At 65.5% G+C, this 17,038-nt stretch carries 19 protein-coding genes and 2 pseudogenes; 12 read left to right on the plus strand and 9 right to left on the minus strand.

Annotated elements, in window-relative coordinates:
* Window positions 1-7: 7 nt before the first annotated feature.
* The 3 genes from BFD71_RS10565 to BFD71_RS40410 all read left to right on the plus strand — a co-directional run bounded on the left by BFD71_RS10565 (window position 8) and on the right by BFD71_RS40410 (window position 2,563).
* A complete protein-coding gene (locus tag BFD71_RS10565; protein WP_069263238.1) occupies window positions 8-1,486 on the plus strand; it encodes a carbohydrate porin in 1,479 nt (492 codons plus the stop codon).
* 202 nt (window positions 1,487-1,688) lie between these two features.
* Window positions 1,689-2,204 (plus strand): hypothetical protein, encoded by a 516-nt coding sequence (locus tag BFD71_RS10570; protein ID WP_069263240.1) that lies wholly within the window; start codon window positions 1,689-1,691, stop codon window positions 2,202-2,204.
* 161 nt (window positions 2,205-2,365) lie between these two features.
* On the plus strand, window positions 2,366-2,563 hold the full coding sequence (locus BFD71_RS40410) for a hypothetical protein (RefSeq protein ID WP_141710627.1): 198 nt from the start codon (window positions 2,366-2,368) through the stop codon (window positions 2,561-2,563).
* Window positions 2,564-2,570: 7 nt separating this feature from the next.
* Here BFD71_RS40410 and BFD71_RS10575 read toward each other — a convergent pair whose 3' ends face one another.
* From BFD71_RS10575 to BFD71_RS10590, 5 genes and pseudogenes are all read right to left on the minus strand, one after another.
* Window positions 2,571-3,578, minus strand: coding sequence for a hypothetical protein (locus tag BFD71_RS10575; RefSeq protein ID WP_069263242.1), 1,008 nt, complete (start codon window positions 3,576-3,578; stop codon window positions 2,571-2,573).
* Between the two features lie 130 nt (window positions 3,579-3,708).
* Window positions 3,709-4,296, minus strand: a pseudogene (locus BFD71_RS10580) (LysR family transcriptional regulator).
* 181 nt (window positions 4,297-4,477) lie between these two features.
* On the minus strand, window positions 4,478-5,296 hold the full coding sequence (locus BFD71_RS10585; RefSeq protein WP_069263244.1) for a sulfotransferase family protein: 819 nt from the start codon (window positions 5,294-5,296) through the stop codon (window positions 4,478-4,480).
* Between the two features lie 121 nt (window positions 5,297-5,417).
* Window positions 5,418-5,657, minus strand: a complete 240-nt coding sequence (locus tag BFD71_RS40415; RefSeq protein WP_141710628.1) for a hypothetical protein — start codon at window positions 5,655-5,657, stop codon at window positions 5,418-5,420.
* Window positions 5,654-6,043 carry an ester cyclase gene (locus tag BFD71_RS10590; protein ID WP_069263565.1) on the minus strand — a complete coding sequence of 130 codons (390 nt, stop codon included), beginning with the start codon at window positions 6,041-6,043 and terminating at the stop codon, window positions 5,654-5,656. The genes BFD71_RS40415 and BFD71_RS10590 overlap by 4 nt, the downstream gene beginning before the upstream one ends.
* 166 nt (window positions 6,044-6,209) lie before the next feature.
* Between BFD71_RS10590 and BFD71_RS10595 the strand changes: the two genes are divergently transcribed.
* A complete protein-coding gene (locus BFD71_RS10595; protein ID WP_069263247.1) occupies window positions 6,210-6,839 on the plus strand; it encodes a GNAT family N-acetyltransferase in 630 nt (209 codons plus the stop codon).
* Window positions 6,809-8,158, plus strand: a complete 1,350-nt coding sequence (locus tag BFD71_RS10600) for a cation:proton antiporter domain-containing protein (protein WP_069263249.1) — start codon at window positions 6,809-6,811, stop codon at window positions 8,156-8,158. Before BFD71_RS10595 ends, BFD71_RS10600 begins: the two co-directional genes overlap by 31 nt.
* A 61-nt stretch (window positions 8,159-8,219) precedes the next feature.
* Here the strand turns inward: BFD71_RS10600 and BFD71_RS10605 are convergent, their stop codons facing one another.
* From BFD71_RS10605 to BFD71_RS10615, 3 genes are read right to left on the minus strand one after another with little or no spacing between them, the layout of a single operon-like run.
* A complete protein-coding gene (locus BFD71_RS10605; RefSeq protein WP_069263251.1) occupies window positions 8,220-8,651 on the minus strand; it encodes a CBS domain-containing protein in 432 nt (143 codons plus the stop codon).
* 33 nt (window positions 8,652-8,684) lie between these two features.
* Window positions 8,685-8,867: a hypothetical protein gene (locus BFD71_RS41390; RefSeq protein ID WP_069263253.1), complete on the minus strand. Its 183-nt coding sequence runs from the start codon at window positions 8,865-8,867 to the stop codon at window positions 8,685-8,687.
* 51 nt (window positions 8,868-8,918) lie between these two features.
* The gene (locus BFD71_RS10615; protein ID WP_069263256.1) at window positions 8,919-9,320 is read right to left on the minus strand and encodes a BON domain-containing protein; all 402 of its coding nucleotides are present in this window, start codon (window positions 9,318-9,320) and stop codon (window positions 8,919-8,921) included.
* A gap of 154 nt (window positions 9,321-9,474) precedes the next feature.
* Between BFD71_RS10615 and BFD71_RS10620 the strand changes: the two genes are divergently transcribed.
* The 3 genes from BFD71_RS10620 (at window position 9,475) to BFD71_RS10630 (ending at window position 11,064) form a co-directional block, all read left to right on the plus strand.
* Window positions 9,475-9,636 carry a DUF1328 domain-containing protein gene (locus tag BFD71_RS10620; protein ID WP_042267338.1) on the plus strand — a complete coding sequence of 54 codons (162 nt, stop codon included), beginning with the start codon at window positions 9,475-9,477 and terminating at the stop codon, window positions 9,634-9,636.
* A 72-nt stretch (window positions 9,637-9,708) separates the two neighbouring features.
* Window positions 9,709-10,728 carry a chemotaxis protein CheB gene (locus BFD71_RS10625; protein ID WP_069263261.1) on the plus strand — a complete coding sequence of 340 codons (1,020 nt, stop codon included), beginning with the start codon at window positions 9,709-9,711 and terminating at the stop codon, window positions 10,726-10,728.
* A gap of 48 nt (window positions 10,729-10,776) precedes the next feature.
* Window positions 10,777-11,064: a DUF1488 domain-containing protein gene (locus tag BFD71_RS10630; RefSeq protein ID WP_069263263.1), complete on the plus strand. Its 288-nt coding sequence runs from the start codon at window positions 10,777-10,779 to the stop codon at window positions 11,062-11,064.
* A gap of 9 nt (window positions 11,065-11,073) precedes the next feature.
* Here BFD71_RS10630 and tkt read toward each other — a convergent pair whose 3' ends face one another.
* Window positions 11,074-13,191: a transketolase gene (gene tkt, locus BFD71_RS10635; protein WP_069263267.1), complete on the minus strand. Its 2,118-nt coding sequence runs from the start codon at window positions 13,189-13,191 to the stop codon at window positions 11,074-11,076.
* 180 nt (window positions 13,192-13,371) lie between these two features.
* On the opposite strand from tkt, the gene BFD71_RS10640 reads away from it, so the two are divergent.
* The 4 genes and pseudogenes from BFD71_RS10640 (at window position 13,372) to treA (ending at window position 17,030) form a co-directional block, all read left to right on the plus strand.
* Window positions 13,372-14,397, plus strand: coding sequence for an SDR family oxidoreductase (locus tag BFD71_RS10640; RefSeq protein WP_069263269.1), 1,026 nt, complete (start codon window positions 13,372-13,374; stop codon window positions 14,395-14,397).
* Window positions 14,336-14,614 (plus strand): annotated as a pseudogene (locus tag BFD71_RS42805) (hypothetical protein); the annotation flags it as partial. The gene BFD71_RS10640 and the pseudogene BFD71_RS42805, both read left to right, overlap by 62 nt.
* Before the next feature lie 112 nt (window positions 14,615-14,726).
* Window positions 14,727-15,029 (plus strand): chemotaxis protein, encoded by a 303-nt coding sequence (locus BFD71_RS10645; RefSeq protein ID WP_069263274.1) that lies wholly within the window; start codon window positions 14,727-14,729, stop codon window positions 15,027-15,029.
* Between the two features lie 306 nt (window positions 15,030-15,335).
* Complete coding sequence (treA, locus tag BFD71_RS10650; protein WP_069263276.1) at window positions 15,336-17,030, plus strand: alpha,alpha-trehalase TreA; 1,695 nt, start codon at window positions 15,336-15,338, stop codon at window positions 17,028-17,030.
* Window positions 17,031-17,038: the final 8 nt, after the last annotated feature.

Below are 17,038 nucleotides of genomic sequence, written 5' to 3' on the forward strand. Positions count from 1 at the left end.
AAATACTATGAAAAACGTCCTCAAGAGCAGGCTGCTCGGTTCTGGCGCACCTATTACACTGAGCGCGGTTCTCTCGCTGGGCGTCGTGCCCGCCGCCTTTGCGCAGACCAGCAGCGATAATGCGTCCGCTCAACCGGCTCCGCCTGCAGCTGCTTCGTCATCGGGTGCAGCGGATCAGCAACAAGCGCCCGCTGCCGATCAGAACGCTGCCGCGCCCACGGGCCTTTGGGAACGCTCGAATCTCTTCGGCGACATGGGCGGCTTGCGGCCTTGGTTCGCCCAGTACGGCTTGTCGTTCGGCCTGCAGGAAACCAGCGAGTACATGGGTAACGTGAGCGGCGGAACGAGTCGCGGCGGCGCCTATCAAGGTGTGACTGAGTTCAGCCTCGGCATGGACACGCAGAAGGCGTTCGGTTTGCCTGGCGGCATCTTCAATGTGTCCGGCTTCCAGATTCACGGCACGAGCCTGACTTCGCGCAATCTGCAAACGCTGCAGAACGCGAGCGGCATCGAGGCCGATGCCTCGACCCGCCTGTGGGAATTGTGGTACCAGCAGACGTTGCCCGGCGGCAAGGTCGACGTGAAGGTCGGTCAGCAAAGCCTCGACCAGGAGTTCATGGTCAGCCAGTATGCGAATACGTTCATGAACGCGACGTTCGGCTGGTCGGTGGTGCCGTCCGTCGATCTGCCAGCGGGCGGCCCTGCGTATCCGCTTTCGTCGCTCGGCGTGCGCGTGCGTGCTACGCCTACGGACGCGATCACCGTGCTCGGCGGCGTATTCGACGGCAACCCGGCGCCGGGCGATGGCGACCCGCAAAAGCTCAACGCGAGCGGCACGAATTTCAACCTGGGCAATGGCGCGCTGGTGATCGGCGAAATTCAATACGCAATCAATCAGCCACCCGCCAATAATTCGGATCCCAAACCAGGTGGCATGCCCGGTACCTACAAGCTTGGCTTCTGGTACAACAGCAACCGCTTCGCCGATCCGGCAACGGGCGCGACGGGCGTGGGCGGCCCGGTCAGCCATCGTGGCAACTACAGCATTTATGCCGTGGCGGACCAGATGGTGTGGCGTCCGAGCGCCGATAGTCCGCAGTCGGTGGGCGTGTTCGCGCGCGTGATGGGCGCGCCCGGCGACCGCAACCTGGTGGACCTCGGGATCAACGCGGGCGTGACGCTCAAGGCGCCGTTCAAGGGACGCGACAACGACGTGGCCGGCCTGGCCGTTGGCTACGCGCACATCGGCTCGCATGCGCAGGACTACGCGAGCGCCCAGGCGGTCTCGACGCCCGGCTACCCGTCGCGCAGCGCGGAGACAGTTCTGGAAGCGACTTACCAGTATCAGATCGCGCCATGGTGGCAATTGCAGGCGGATTTTCAGTACTTCTTCCGCCCGGCCGGCGGTATTCCGGACCCGCAGAACGCGTCGCGACGTATTGGCGACGAGGCGGTGTTCGGCGTGCGTACGACAGTCGCGTTCTGATTGGAAAACGCCGCTCCTGCCGCTGGCTTGGCGGCGGCAGGAGCATGCAGGATGACGAGGCGTTGCGTGGTCTGCCCGAAAATATGGACGAAAGACGAGGGAAGACCCCGATTGGTCGTACTTGCGATTGATCTAGACTCCAGGGGCAAGTGCTGCGCAGCTATTCGATGCGGCACCAGTTTCCAGACGCAGATTTCGTTCCATGAAGCATCCGATCCAGGGATGGCTTTTGGGTGTCTCTCTGCTGGCGCTTGCCAGCGTCTCGGCGGCCGAACCCGCCAAGTCGGCGCACACCCAGAAGCCTGTCCAGAAGCACGTCCAAAAGCACGTCCAGAAGGACGCGAGCGGCCACGCCCCGAAACACGCCGTTGCGGCCGCACCGGCGCCGGCGGCGCCATCCGTCTCTTTGCCCGCCATTGCGAAGCGCTTCGAGTACCAGTCGCCGTTTGAACGGCAGTACGACGCGCATCTGGCGAAGACCACCGCTGCAACGCCTGGCACTCCGGATGAGACCGGCGGCGCGGTCGATGCGGCAGGCAACGGGGCGCGCACGCCCGGAGCCCAGGTTGACGGCAACGGGATCCCCAACCAGGCGCTCCATCCGCAAACGCCGCCGCTCGTCACGGTCGGCGACTGGGATCTCTCCGCCGATGCGCATCTTCCGCTGTCGCGCTCGCATGACACGGGGGCGGCGATCAGCGCCAGGCATGGGTTCTAACGCGCGGGCCGAACATCCCCCGCCACCCGCTTCCTTACCGCCGCGAGGTAATTGGTAAGGCATAGCCGTTGTGACACGTTGCTCCCGGGAATGCGAATGAGGCGAGTCAGTAAGCTGACAACCTCAACTTCCGCAAAAAAATCCTCCCGGACCCTCGCCCCATGTCACAACGACGCCCAACCTGTTCGCGCATTCTGGGTCAGTTCCTGCTCCCCGTGCTGCTCAGCTCGACGCTGATGCTGCAGGGCTGCGCGACGACCGCGGAAAATATTGCCCTGGGTTTTGGTCTCGGCTCGGTCGGTACGATCTCCGCCCTGGGTTGCCTGCTCGCCTGCCAGATGAACGACGCGCGCTGGTAGCCGGCGCTCAGTAATACATCCAGCGCCCATACTGCGGCGACCAGTACACCCAGCGTGCCGGCGGTTGCTGGTACTGCGCGCCCCACGGTGCGGGTGGCGGGTAATAAGCGGGCCGGGGTTGAGCGTACACGGGCTGCTGCTGCGGGTATTGCTGCTGGGCGTATTGCTGCGCATATACCGGTTGCTGCTGCGCGTAGGCGGGCGGCTGCGCGTAGGCCGGCCGCTGCTGCGCATACGCCGGCTGCTGGGCATAGCCATACGGCTGGGGCGGCGGCGCGTATTGCTGGGCCTGCGGCGGGACTTGTTGCTGGACCCGTGGCTGCGCCGGTTGGTAGTAGGGCTGGGCGTAACCCTGGCCTTGCGTCGAGTAGATCTGCGCAGAGCGCGGCGGCTCCGGTTCGTCGACGGTTTCGTCGCTCGCCAGCGACTCCGGCGGCGCGACGTCGTCCTGCGCGGGCGGCGTGGCCGCAACGGGGCGATGGTTCGCACTCGCCTGCGCGTAGGCGTGCGCTTGCGGCTGCGGTTGCCGGGCGGCCGCAGCCGGCGCTGCGTTGGCTGCGTGCGCGACGGTGGCGCGTGCGTTCGTCTGCTCGGGCGCCGGCGCCGCCGCTGCGGCCGGAGCCGCGGCGGTGGAGTCCTGGACGTCTTGCGCCTCTTGAGTCTCTCCCGCGCTGTGTTCGCTTTGCGCGCCTTGCCCATCCGCGAGCGGCTTGACCACGACCGGTACGGTCATGACCGTCGAGACCTCGCCCGCGTCGCTATACGTATGCTTGATGTCGAGGATAGGTTTCTGCGCCGCCGCGCCGGCGGCCTTCTTCGCGGGCGCCGCAGCGGGAGCCGCCGCCTGCGCCATCTCCTCCCTGGCTGCCTTGTAACCCCTGTCATAGGCTGCCTGGACTTCGCGGTCCTGCGCCGCGGCGTCTTCCTCCTTGTTATAGGCGTGAGACGCTGCCGATATTGCGCAGCCCGTTGCAAGCAATGCGATGGCCGTCGCGTGCCGTGCGGTCGTGTCCATGGAGGGACCTCTAATTCTGTTCTTTGATGATCTCATCGTACTACGCGGCTGATGACATTCAAGCGGCGGAAAACCCCCTGGGTATGCAGACGAACGCAAGCGCTCGCCCCGCCGACGCTTGCGCCAGCAATCACTGCCGGAATGCGGCCAGGCGGCTCTGCTTGATGTCGGTCGTGCGGCACGAAAGGAAATGCGTTTCGCGTCAAAAGCGCGTGAAGCGGTCGGCGCCGAACTCCACCAGATCGCCGCGCGCAAGCTCGCGCTCGGCGAGGCGCGTGCTTTCGAGCACGATGCCCATGCCGTCGGCCGCCGCCGAAATCGCCAGCGCCGCGCGATCGAACGAGGGGCGCGGCCGGTCGGTCAACGGCAGACCGTTCGCGGCGAAGCGGTCGCGCCAGGTCGCGCGGCTCCGTGGGCTGTCGATCAGCGTGGCCTCCTGCATCAACGCTTCCACCGAGCCTGCGCTCGCCAGCAACGCGGGCGAGCACATCGGCACGCGGCTCAGGCTGTCGAGCAGGCGCAGCGCCTCCGGGGTCGGATCGATGCGGCGATTACGCCGGATGAAGAGCGGCGGCCCGAAATACGCCTCGAGCTCCTTGACCTGATGGCTGATCGCCGACGGCGTGAGATGGAGTTCGCGTGCCGCGAGCGCGAAGCTCTGGAGCCGTGCCGCGGCTTCAAAGGCGCGCCGCAGCACAAAATTCGGGATTTTGCGCATGGGGCCCCGACTCTTCTGAACGGTGGGCTTGGGAAATCGCTTCCAGGCCTGCCATCACGAATCGCGCGTAGTCCAAAACAATTGCGTCACGTTTGGTGCAAGCGGCGGCCAGAACCGCCGCTTGCACTCGCCTCGGGATGCCAGGCGAAACCGCGCATGCCAGGCGCTGCTTGCGCGCAAGTTATCGGGATTCCGAAAGAGTTGCCGATGCGCAATAGCCGAGCTGCGTCGCCGCCTTTTCAGCGAGCGCGAGGAGCGCGTTGTCCGTCGTTGGCGTGGGCGGCACGACGTAGAGATCGGCGATATCGGTCACCGGATCGCTGAACGGCGTTGGGGCGCTGCGCTGGGCGTGCAGAAAATCGCGCATCGGCGCAGGGTCCGCGAGGCCCAGAAAACGGCTGATGCTGGCGATCGTCGTATCCGCATCCTCGATGAGATTGCGATAGCCGATCGTCAGCGCCTGCTCCTTCGGGATTTCGGCGAAAAAGTCGATGATCTCGCTCACGTACTGGCCCCAGACGCGCACGCCGTCGTTGACGGACCCGATCCAGTGCTTGCGTACCAGAGAATTGGCAACCCAGCCAGGATCGCGATGAAGATGGATGAAGCGAGCGTTGGGCAGCAACTCGTGGATGAGCCTCAGGCACGATCCGGAGCGCGGCAAGCGCTCGATTGCGCCGGTGCGCCCGGAAAGAATCGTCGGATCGGCGTAAGGGGGATGCTTGTCGCCCCAGATCGGTGCCGACATGTCGAGGTCTTCACGATAGAAGCGCTCGACCCAGGCGCCGAGCGTGCGCCGGCTATAAGCGTTGAAGCGGTCGCGGCAGGCCGCGCCAAGAAGATCGGGGCGCTGGCTGTCCACATCCAGCATTTCCTTGACCAGCGCGAAAATACGGCATTCGTTGGTGAGCTGGATGTGCGGGTGCGCATTGAGAACCGAGCAGAGGAACGTCGTTCCCGAGCGGGGTGCGCCGACAATGAATAGCGGAAAAGAATGCATTCTGCCCTCACCTCTGTTGCGTCCTGCGCCATGGCTTCGTTTGCACCGATCTTACCTGCCGACGCTGGCGCGAAACTGACGCCGCGATGGCCAGGGTGACAAAGCGGTTATGCCGGCCGGGCTACCGGGCAGCGTGAGAGCCAGCGCCGGGAAGGTTGATTGCGGCCACAACGAAGCCCGCATCGGCGAGCACTTCGCCCAGGTCATGGGGAAGAAAGAACTGCGGATACGAGGAGTCCGAATGTGCAGCACTTTCCGCACTGCAAGGTGAGTCATCCTGATTTCCTGCCGCGTGCGCGGCTGCGCAACTGGTCACGCTGCCGAAAACCACGGCAATCGTCACTGCAAGCCGGTTTCTCATGACAGTTGCGCCTCGATTGCAGCCTTGTCGATGACCGACCAGACCTGTGCGATTTTCCCGTCGCGCCAGGCGTAGAAGACATTTTCCGAAAACACGATGCGCCGCCCGTCGACAGGCAAGCCCAGAAAGACTTGTCGAGGCGTGCAATCAAAACGTAAGCGGGTGGCAACGAGCGGCGGCTCGACGGCAAGCAGTTCGATTTCGAAGCGCAAATCGGGAATGTCGTGAACGTCCCGTTCCAGCATGGCGCGATATCCCGCGAGGCCAAGCGGGCGTTCGTTGTGAATCGCGTCCTGAGCGACGAATTCCCCGAGAGAAGCCCAATCGCGCCGGTTCAGGCAGTCGATGTAGCGCCGGTAAAGGGTGCTCAGTTGCTGTGCGTCCAATACGGTCTCCTGATCGGATGACGAAGCATACGCGATGGTAGACGAAAGCGGCATGAGGGGCCTCGAACGCGCCGTATGGGCATGCGAACCGTGCGCGCCCGGTCTCCCGCGCCCTGGCACCCTCCTTGCGCATCCTGGATGCGACGAGATCGGGAGGGCATGAGCAATGAAAGACATATCGGCACTCGCAGTGGTGCGAAGAGAGAACGCGTGCACGCTCGATGCACGCATTCTGCTCGACGAGATGAGCGCCATGCTGGCGCTCTACCGTGGGGACAGCGTGCAGTCGCAGTTCTACCTGGGCGACCTGGGTTCGGCGCGCAGCGCCTTTGTCATGGCGCGCACCATGGATGGCCTCGCGATCGGCTGCGGCGCGCTGTGCCGCTTCTCGTTCGAGGTGGCCGAATTCCAGTGCCTCTACCGTCGGCCCGAATGGCCTGGAACCGGCACGGCGATTCTTCGTTTTCTCGAGACGGTGGCGGCCGGGGCGGGCTATCGGCGCGTCATTCTTCAGGCGCGCGAAGCCAACCGGCGCGCGATCGCGTTTTATCAACGGCACGGTTACGAGCGGGCTGAGCCGTTCGCGGATTGTGCCGGTTTGAGCGACGTGCGGTGCTTCGCGAAGGCGCTCCCCGCTCCGCGCGGACGAATGACGCTGCCGCGCCGCCCGCGACGGGAGGCACAGAGATTGCGGGAACGAGGGGTTGGGGCGCGGGCTGCGGCCCGCGCACCGCCGCAACTATCGACGAGGAGGGACGTCTTTCGATGCCGGAGGAAGCACTGTGGTTTTTGCTGATCGGCGTGCTGCTGATGTTCGTGGCGCTCGCGCGCGGCCCGATCGCGCGTCTACCGCTCACGGGCGCGATGATCTATCTGGCCGTGGGCGTGGTCGTCGGACCCGGTGTGCTCGGGCTCGTGCATGCCGACCTTGCGCAGAACGTGCGCACGCTCACCGTCGTGGCAGAAGCAGGGCTCGTGATTTCGCTGTTTTCGGTGGGCATGCACCTGCGCGTGCGGCTACGCGACCGCCTCTGGCGTTTGCCGCTGCGCCTGGGCGTGCTGGCTATGGCGCTCAGTGTCGCGCTGATATACGCGTTCGGCGTGGCGTCGGGTGCGGCCACCGGCGTGGCCCTGTTCCTTGCCGCGGCGCTCGCGCCGACCGACCCGGTGCTCGCCAACGAGCTGCGCGTTCATGAGGCCGGCGACGCCGAGCCCGTGCGATTCGCGCTCTCGGGCGAGGGCGGCCTCAACGACGGCGCGGCGATGCCGTTTGCGCTGCTCGGCCTCGCGTTGTGCGGCGTGCATGGTGTCGGCACGCAGAACGCGGCGGCATTCGCCGGGTGGGTGGCGTGGGGCATCGCGGGTGCGCTCCTCGTGGGTGCCGTGCTCGCTACGCTGTGCGTGCGCATCGTGTTCCATCTGCGGACTCGATATGGCGAAGCGGTGGGCCTCGACGGCTTCATCGCGATCGGGTTGATGTCAGTGACCTACGGCGTGGCGCTGCTGCTGCATGCGTACGCGTTCGTGGCCGTATTCGCCGCGGGCGTGGCGCTGCGTCACGAGGAACTGCGCGCAACGGGCGAGCGCCGCCCGGCAGAAGCGCTCGAAAGCGTGCAACTCGGCGAGCGCACCGAGGTCGCGAAAGACCCGCGGCGCGCGCATGCCTGGCTCGCCGAAGGCATGACGGGCTTCACACTGGAAATCGAGCGGCTGGCCGAGTTCTCGGTACTGCTGATCATTGGCTGTGTGATTTCCGCGCATTGGCGCGAGATGCTCGATCTGCGCCCCGTGCTGTGCGCACTCGTGCTGGTGTTCGTTGCGCGGCCCCTGGCCGTGTTCGCGGCAATGGCGGGTTCGCACGCGGACGCGCCGCAGCGCGTGCTGATGGCGTGGATGGGTATACGCGGCGTGGGTGCGTTCTACTACGCGGTGTGGGGTATCGACGAGGCCGGCGACGTGTTGCGGCCCGTGCTGCCCGCGGCACTCGACGCGATCGTGCTGTCCGTCGTGCTGCACGGCGCGACGGCGGGCTACGTGCTCGAACGCTATTACCGGCGCCAGGAAGCGCTCGCAGCAGCGGAGCGCGGCGTGCGCGCGAGGCAAGCGTACGACTAGCCGGCGGCTGGAGCGGCACGCATCGATGTAGACCCGGGTCGTGCCGCATCCAGCCCAATGGTTACGGCACGCGCCGCTGGGAAATGTCTTCGAGCGTATTGGCGATGCGCTCGCGCTGCGCGCCGTCGCAGCGCGTGGCGATGTCGCCGAGCGAGAGCGTGCCGACCAGTTCGCGTTCGTGGTTCACCACCGGCAGCCTGCGCACCTGCGCCTCCGCCATGCGGCGCTGAACGACGTTCACGTCTTCGTCCTCGTAGCACCACTGGACGCCCGAGGTGGCCACGTGCGAGACCGTTTCCTCGCCCGTGCAACCCTGGGCAAGCCCGCGCATGGCGAGGTCGCGGTCGGTCACCATGCCGACGATCTGCTCGCCTTCGCATACCGGCAGCGCGCCGATGTCATGGTCGCGCATGAGCTCTGCGGCGTGCCGGATTGTCGTATCTGGCGCGATATGGACGACCTCGCGTGACATCACTTCGCGAACCTGGGTCATTGTCTTCTCCTTTCGTGGTTGTCGTGTCTTTTCTCATGCAAATTGCGCCGCGCGCTCGAACCGCTCGGGCGGCACGTGCGGCGGCGGATCGCCTTCGGGCAGCGTGGGCGGCGGGCGGTCGTCCGGTTGCGGCGGCAGCGGCGGGCGTTGCGGGTCGTCCAGCGGATCGGGCGGCGGCAAATGAAACGACGTCATGCAGGCGTACGGCATCGGCATGAATAACTCCTGTGGAGAGGCCATGGCGGTTGGAGGTGAGACACTTGCGTGCTACTGCGGTTTGGACACTTTCAGCTCGTTCGTTACGTAGACCACGCCGTCGAGGCCGTGGACCACGCTTTCGGCCTTGTCGCGCTGCGCCTCGTCGGGGACGGTGCCCGTGAGCGTGACGGCGCCGCGCTGGGTGGTGACGTGCACGTCGCTGGAGTTCACGCCGTCTGCGGCCATCAGCGCGGCCTTTGCGTGGGCGGTGATGAACGTATCGCTTGCCTCGCCGCCGTAACCCGGATTGCCCCCCGCGAGATTGTGCGGCGGCAACTGATTGGGCCGCGCGGCGGCCCGAGACTCGCCGCTGTCAGCCTGTGGGCTACTCTGGGAAAGCGCTAACTGCGTGCCGAGCACGGCACAGAGGCCGACGAGGCCCGCGCGCAAGGCGCATTGCAACGGGTACATGGCAGCCTCCTTCACTTTGAGAGCCACAACTTGCCTGCCGCAACAGGCGTGCCGCAGCACTCAGTGCGTCCCGAGGCACGCATCGCTCTCGCAAAAGCCGGTTCGGGCACAGCCGGTGCGCATAGGCGGGGAGACCTTTTCAAAGGAGCCGGCAATGCTTTACTACGCGATCGTTTTCTTCGTGATAGCCATCATCGCGGCTGTGTTCGGGTTTGGCGGGATTGCGGCGGGCGCCGCGAGCATCGCCAAGATTCTGTTCGTCATCTTCGTGATTCTCTTTCTGGCGAGCTTGCTATTTGGCATCACGAGGCGATAAACATTCCCCGGCGGCGGTCAAGGCGCCACTTCGCCTGGGCATGCATGATGCGCGCGCCGGGGAGAAAGCGGCATGGAACCGTTGAAAATCGTGGTCATAGCCGCTTCGCGCGACGGTTTTTCTGCGCTGCGTACGCTCGCGGCCGGGCTCCCTGGCGATTTGCCGGCCGCCGTGTGCGTGGTTTTGCATATTGGCCGCCACAAAAGTACGCTGCCCGAACTGATGTCGCGCAGCGGTCCACTGCCAGCCGCCCACGCCGCCGATGGCGAAGTGATACAGGCGGGCCGGATTTACGTGGCGCCGCCCGACCGGCATCTGATCGTCGAGAAAGGGCGCCTTCGGCTCTCCGATGGCGCAGCCGAGAACTTCTCGCGGCCCGCCGCCGATCCCTTGTTTCGCAGCGCCGCCATGGCGTACGGCAGCAAGGTGGTCGGCGTCGTGCTGAGCGGCGATCTCGACGATGGCTCAGCGGGCCTCGCAGCGATTCGCGCGTGTGGCGGCGCGTGTCTCGTGCAGGATCCGCAGGAATGCGAAGCGTCGTCCATGCCTGCAGCGGCCCTGCGCGCGGTAGACGGCGCGGCGACGGTGGCCGGCATTCAGGACATGGCTGCCGCGATCGGCGACGCCGTGCGTGCGGCGCCATTGGCTACCCTGGCTAAGGAGCGTGCCATGAAAGCGGGCTCGCAAACTGAAGAGGAGGCGCGTGTGGCCGCGCGCGGGTTCGTTTCGCCCGAAGAACTCGACAACGTCGGCGAACGCACAGCCCTCACATGCCCCGAGTGCGGCGGTACGCTCTGGCAGATAAAGAACGCGCGTCCACGCCGTTACCGTTGCCATACGGGTCACGCGTTTTCGGAGATGTCGCTGGAGGAGGGCATCGTCAGTCAGGTGGAGCGCGCACTGTGGACCGCGGCGCGCTCCGTCAGGGAGCACCTGGTGTACGCCCGCGAACGCAAGGACTGGGCTCAGCGTTCCGGCGACAGCGACTTCCTCGTAGTCGAAAGCGCGCGCGTGGCGAGGGCGCAGGAACTCGAAGCCATCATGCTTGAAGCGCTACGCGCGGTGGCGCGTACATCCGGCGTGAGCGGCTAGGACGCGTCGAGCAGATTGGTCGGCAGGCAATTCAGGAGTCCATCGATCATGAAAATCACCTTTCCCGAAGGACCGGTCGAGTACGACACGGAGGAGCTCGCGCTAACCTTTGTTGCCGTGGCGGATTCCGTCCCTGTGGACTGTGCCATTACGGCCGAAGCGCTGGAAGACCGCTTCGGCGCGAGATCGCTGCGCGAGCCCGATCTGCGCCAGGCATTTCACCGCAACCGCGACGCAATCGAAGCGGCGGCCGCCCGCCTCATCGAAGAGACGGACGGCAAGCCCGTGATGCTGCACAGCGGCTATTTGCGCATGTACGGCACCGGCAGGCACTGACTACTCGTACTACTCGCTCGCGCCAGCCTTGCAGCGCGCAATCTGCTTCTTCGCCTCTTCGACCACGCGCTCCGGCGTGAAGCCGAATTTGGTCTTCAGCGCCTTGAGCGGCGCGGAGGCGCCGAACGTGTGCATCACGATCTGCGAGCCGAAGCGGCCGACGTAGCGGTCCCAGCCGAGCGTCGCCGCCTGCTCCACGGCCACGCGTGCATGGATGTGCGGAGGCAGCACCGACTCGCGGTACGCCTCGTCCTCCAGTTCGAACACGTCCCATGACGGCATTGAGACCACGCGCGCTGCGATGCCCTCCTGTTTCAGCGTCTCATAGGCGGCAATGCAAAGCGAAACTTCGCTGCCCGTGGCGAGCAGCAGGACTTCGGGCTGCTTGCCGTCGGGTGCGTCGGCTAGCACGTATGCGCCGCGCCGCACGCCTTCCGCGCTCGCATATTTTTTGCGGTCGACGGTGGGCAGCGGCTGGCGCGACAAGACCAGGCAGGCCGGTTCGCGCGAACGTGCGAGCGCTACGCGCCAGGACTCGGCGACTTCGTTGGCGTCGGCGGGGCGCAGCGTGAGCAGGCCCGGCACAGCGCGCAGCGAGGCGAGCTGTTCGATCGGCTGGTGCGTGGGTCCGTCTTCGCCGAGGCCGATCGAATCGTGCGTGAACACGAAAACGACGGGCAGCTCCATGATTGCGGCGAGCCGGATCGGTGGCTTCATGTAGTCGCTGAAAATCAGGAACGTCGACGCGAACGGCCGTAAGCCCGAAAGCGCGAGGCCATTGGAGACCGCGCCCATGCCATGTTCGCGAATGCCGAAGTGCAGGTTGCGGCCGTCGTAGTGATCGCGCTCGAAGCTGCCCGCACCTTCGAACTTGAGATTGGTTTTGGTCGAGGGCGCGAGGTCGGCGGCGCCGCCGATCATCCACGGCACGCGTTGCGCAATGGCGTTGAGCACCTTGCCCGACGACTCGCGCGTGGCCATGCCCTTTTCGTCGGCCTCGAAGGTGGGAATATCGGCGTCCCAGCCGTCGGGCAGCTTGCCGTCGAGCATCAAGCTCAGTTCCTTCGCTAGCTCCGGGTAGCGCTTCGCGTAGTCGTCGTAGCGTTGCTTCCATCCTTCGTGCTCTGCCTTGCCACGCGCGCCCATGCCTTGCGCGAAACGTTCGTACACGCCATCGGGTACGAGGAAATGCGCGTCCTCGGGCCAGCCGTACGCGCGCTTGGCGAGGCGCACCTCGTCCTCGCCCAGCGCCTCGCCGTGCGCCGCCGCCGTGTCCTGCCGGTTCGGCGCGCCCCAGCCGATGATGCTCTTCACCACGATGAGCGTCGGCTTGTCGGTCACGGCCTGCGCTTTTTCGATGGCGGCTTCGATGGCATTCGTGTCGTTCGCGTCGTCCACGTGCAGCGTGTTCCAGTGGTAGCCGCGAAAGCGCGCTTCGACATCGTCGCTATAGGCGAGGTCGGTATGGCCCTCGATCGTGATGCGGTTGCTATCGTAGAACCAGATCAAATTCGACAGACCCAGATGGCCCGCGAGCGAAGCCGCTTCATGCGAGACGCCTTCCATCATGTCGCCGTCGCCGCACACCGTGTAGACGCGGTAGTCGAAGATCCTGGCGTCCGGGCGATTGAAGTGCTGCTCGAGCCAGCGCCCGGCCATGGCCATGCCCACGCTGTTGCCGAGCCCCTGGCCGAGCGGCCCGGTGGTCGTCTCGATACCTGTCGTCATGCGATATTCCGGGTGCCCCGGCGTCACGCTGTCGATCTGGCGGAAGTGTTTGATATCGTCGAGCGAAACCGCGGGCTTGTCCGTGAGCTTGCCATTTTCATCGATGGCCTGCACGCCCGCGAGGTGCAGCAGCGAGTACAGCAGCATTGAAGCGTGGCCGTTCGAGAGCACGAAGCGGTCGCGATTGGGCCATAGCGGCGCGGCAGGGTCGTAACGCAGATGATGCTGCCAGATCTGGTACGCAAGCGGCGCGAGCGCCATGGGCGTGCCGGGGTGGCCGGAATTGGCCTTTTGCACGGCGTCCATCGACAGGGTTCGGATCGTGTCGATGACGAGGCGGTCGAGATCGGATGGGTCGGCTTTCGTGGGCCTGGCATTCGACGATGAGTTCGATGACATGAGCGGAGACTCCTCGGCAGGGGCGCACTGCAACCGGGCGGCAGCGCGCGAAGGGATGGACGCGCAAACGCGGTGCCAGCCAACGCATGGCGGTTTGCACCGTACTCTGGATCGCGTCAGGAACCGATGGGCATAGCCTTTGCGGATTGAGACTACTCCTCTTTCCGATTACCGGCCCCGATGCGCACCACATCACAACGCAAAATTGCTCTCATCACCGGTGCGGGCGCGGGCGTGGGCCGCGCCGCTGCGCAAGCGTTCGCGCGAGCGGGCTACGACGTCGCGCTGCTGTCGCGCGAACCCGAACGGCTCGCGCGGGCCGCTGCGCAATTACAGGCAGCCTACAGTGTGCGCGCGCTCGCGGTGCCCACCGACGTCGCCGACGCACAAGCCGTCGAAGCAGCCGCGGCGCGGGTCGAGCGCGAACTGGGCGACATCGACGTCTGGGTGAACGTCGCCATGGCGACCATTTTTGCGCCGCTCTCGTCGATCTCGCCGCACGACTTCGAGCGTGCGACCCAGGTGACGTATCTCGGCCAGGTGTACGGCACGATGGCGGCGCTCGCGCGCATGCGCACGCGCAATCGCGGCGCGATCGTCAACGTGGGGTCGGCGCTCGCCTCGCGCGCAATCCCGCTGCAATCTGCGTATTGCGGCGCGAAGTTCGCGGTGCGCGGCTTTACCGACGCCGTGCGATCGGAGCTGATTCACGATGGCCTCGACGTGCACATCTCGCTGGTCGATCTGCCCGCCATCAACACCCCGCAGTTCGACTGGGCAGCCAACCGTACCGGGCAGGAGGCGCGGCCCGTTGCGCCCGTGTATGAGCCCGAAGTCGCCGCGCGCGCCATTCTGTTTGCTGCGCAACATCGGCGGCGCACGCTCTGGCTGGGCTGGTCCACGGTGCGCGCGATCATTGCCGACCTGATTGCGCCGGGACTGCTCGACCGCTATCTCGCGCATGCAGGGTATCGCGGACAATTGACGGGCCACCCGCGCGCGCCCGACGTGCCCGACAACCTGCATGCACCCGTGCCGGGCGAGATCGGCGCGCACGGCCGCTTCGATCGCGAAGCGCGCAATGGCGGCGCGCCGCTCTTCACCGAACGCCATGTGCATGCGTTGATGGGCGGTGTGGCGATGGGTGTCTTTGGCGTGGCGATGGCATTCGCACGTTTGCGCAGGCAGGCGCGCTCACGCAGGTAATCGTTTCGCTGGCGCACGCTTGCCGCTCACGTTCGGCACGCAGGATGCGCATGCGCGCTGGTGCACCTCACCGACGTACGCGACGGCGCATCGGTGCAAGTGCTCATCGACGCTACGGTCGCGCGTTTCGGGCGCTTCGACGTGCTATATCGCGGGCGTAATCGTGTTTCTCGCGAGCGAAGACGCGCGCTTCATCACCGGTGCGAATATTCCCGTGGATGGCGGGTCGAGCGCTTCGAACGGGCAGCCGCGGCAGGCGCGAGGGCGCGCTTTGCAAGGCACGCGTTCTGCGCGCTTCGTAGTCGCATCGACAATACAAGGAGCCTGCCATGAACAGCACGCTGGACCCCGACAACGATCTTCCCGACTCCATGCCGCCGGGGCACGACACGGGCTCGCTGGGCCCGGGCGATTCATCCGATTCCGGCAGCGACACCCAGGGCGCGAAGCGCCACGAATTCGACCGCGACACGGAACTCGACAATCATGCGCTCGAAGCGGGCGAAGACGAAGCGCAGAGCGACACCGATAGGGCGGGCACGGGCGAACGCGCCGCGGCAGACGGCGACGAATCGCTGGAGCCCGACGGCGACGTGCATCCGGATCGCATCGACGATCTGGGCGATGTTTAAACAGGTGGGCGCCCGCGATATTGCTGTCGTGCCAGGCGCCCGCACTTCTACCACATGTGTCGCCGCAGCACGGCCACTGTTACCGATGCGCCGTGTCCTTTCCGCCAGATCGGCGGCATAAATTTCCGCACTTTCACTCACTATCACGCCGCAGTTGATTCGGTGTGCGAAGTCATGCGATGCTCTCGTTGCCCGGGACCCAGCGATGCCATTGCGCATCCAGCCGGACCCGCACGCCGCAAACAAACGGCGTGAACGGGCCGGTGCGAAGAGACCAGCGAAGTGCCCCAACACCAAGGAGGCAACATGAGCACGCAGCTGCAGTCTCGCATCCACGCCGCATCGCCAAACGATGCGCATCGCATTCAAGCCAGCTTACAGTCACTCCCGCCCCGAAAGTCGCCGCAGCGTTCCCGCACTGCGATCAGCGCGGCCAGTATCGCGACGCTTTTGCTCGCCTGTGCAAACTGTTTTGCCGACACCCAGGTAGGCGCGCCGCTGCCGCCTGCGCCCGATATTCTGTACGGCGATCTGTTCGTGGCGGTGCAGACCGCTCAGATCTTCCCCGACCAGAAGACCTTCGTCGATTCGACGCCGAACACGGACCCCGCAACCATCGTTCAGCTCTACGAAACGCAGAAGAACCAACCCGGCTTCTCGTTGCAGAATTTCGTAAATCAATACTTCACGCCGCCGCCGGACCAGAGCATCACGCCGCCTGCGGGGCAGACCCTGCGCCAGCATATCGACTGGCTCTGGACCGGGCTCACGCGCACGACCACGTCGGCGCCCGACAACAGCTCGCTCGTGCCGCTGCCGAAGCCCTATGTCGTGCCGGGCGGGCGCTTCCGGGAGGGCTATTATTGGGACACGTACTTCACGATGCTCGGGCTTCAGGAGTCGGGCCATGAAGATCTCGTCGACGACATGCTCGACAACTTCGCGTACATGATCAACACCTTCGGCCATATCCCGAACGGCAATCGCACCTATTATCTGAGCCGCTCGCAACCGCCGTTCTATTCGTACATGGTGGAACTCGCGGCGCAAAAGGAAGGCAACAGCGTGTACCAGAAGTACCTGCCCGCGCTGCGTAAGGAGTACGCGTACTGGATGCAGGGTGCGAGCAGCACGCCGCGTGGGCAAGCCACGCGCAATGTGGTCGTGCTGCGCGACGGCATGGTGCTCAACCGTTACTGGGACGAACTCGACACGCCGCGCGACGAGTCGTATATCGAAGACGTCCAGACCGCGCAGCAGGCCACGGGCCGCCCCGCCAACGCGGTCTACCGCGACCTGCGCGCCACCGCCGAAAGCGGCTGGGACTTCAGCTCTCGCTGGTTCGGCGACAACCAGAACCTCTGGACGGTGCGCACCACGTCGATCATTCCGGTCGACCTGAACAGCCTCCTGTTCCATCTGGAAACGACGATCGTGCGCGCCTGCACAGTCGCGCGCGATTTCGGCTGTGTGGGGCAGTTCGCCGGCTACGCCGCGCGCCGCGCCGAAGGCATCAACCGGTACCTCTGGAACAACAAGGGCTACTACGGCGACTACGACTGGCAACTCGGCAAATCGCGCGACAACCAGACACCGGCGATGATGTATCCGCTGATGGCAGGGGTGGCGTGGCCCGAGCGCGCGAAGAAGACGGCGCAGACGATGCAGAACGTGCTGCTCCAGCAGGGCGGCCTCGCCACGTCGACCTACAACACCGGCCAGCAATGGGATGCGCCGAACGGCTGGGCGCCGCTGCACTGGATCGCCATCCAGGGCCTCAAGCAATACGGGCGCAGCGATCTCGCGCAGCCAGTCGGCACGCGTTTTCTTGCCGACGTCGAGAACGTCTATAACACGCAGCAAAAGCTCGTCGAGAAATATATCGTCGAGGGCGCAGGTGAAGGCGGCGGCGGGGGCGGCGAATACCCGTTGCAGGACGGCTTTGGCTGGACCAACGGCGTGACGCTGATGCTGCTCGATATGTACGGGGGCGGTCAGTAAGTATGAGA

Source organism: Paraburkholderia nodosa (genome assembly GCF_001718195.1).
Taxonomy (GTDB): Bacteria; Pseudomonadota; Gammaproteobacteria; order Burkholderiales; family Burkholderiaceae; genus Paraburkholderia; species Paraburkholderia nodosa_A.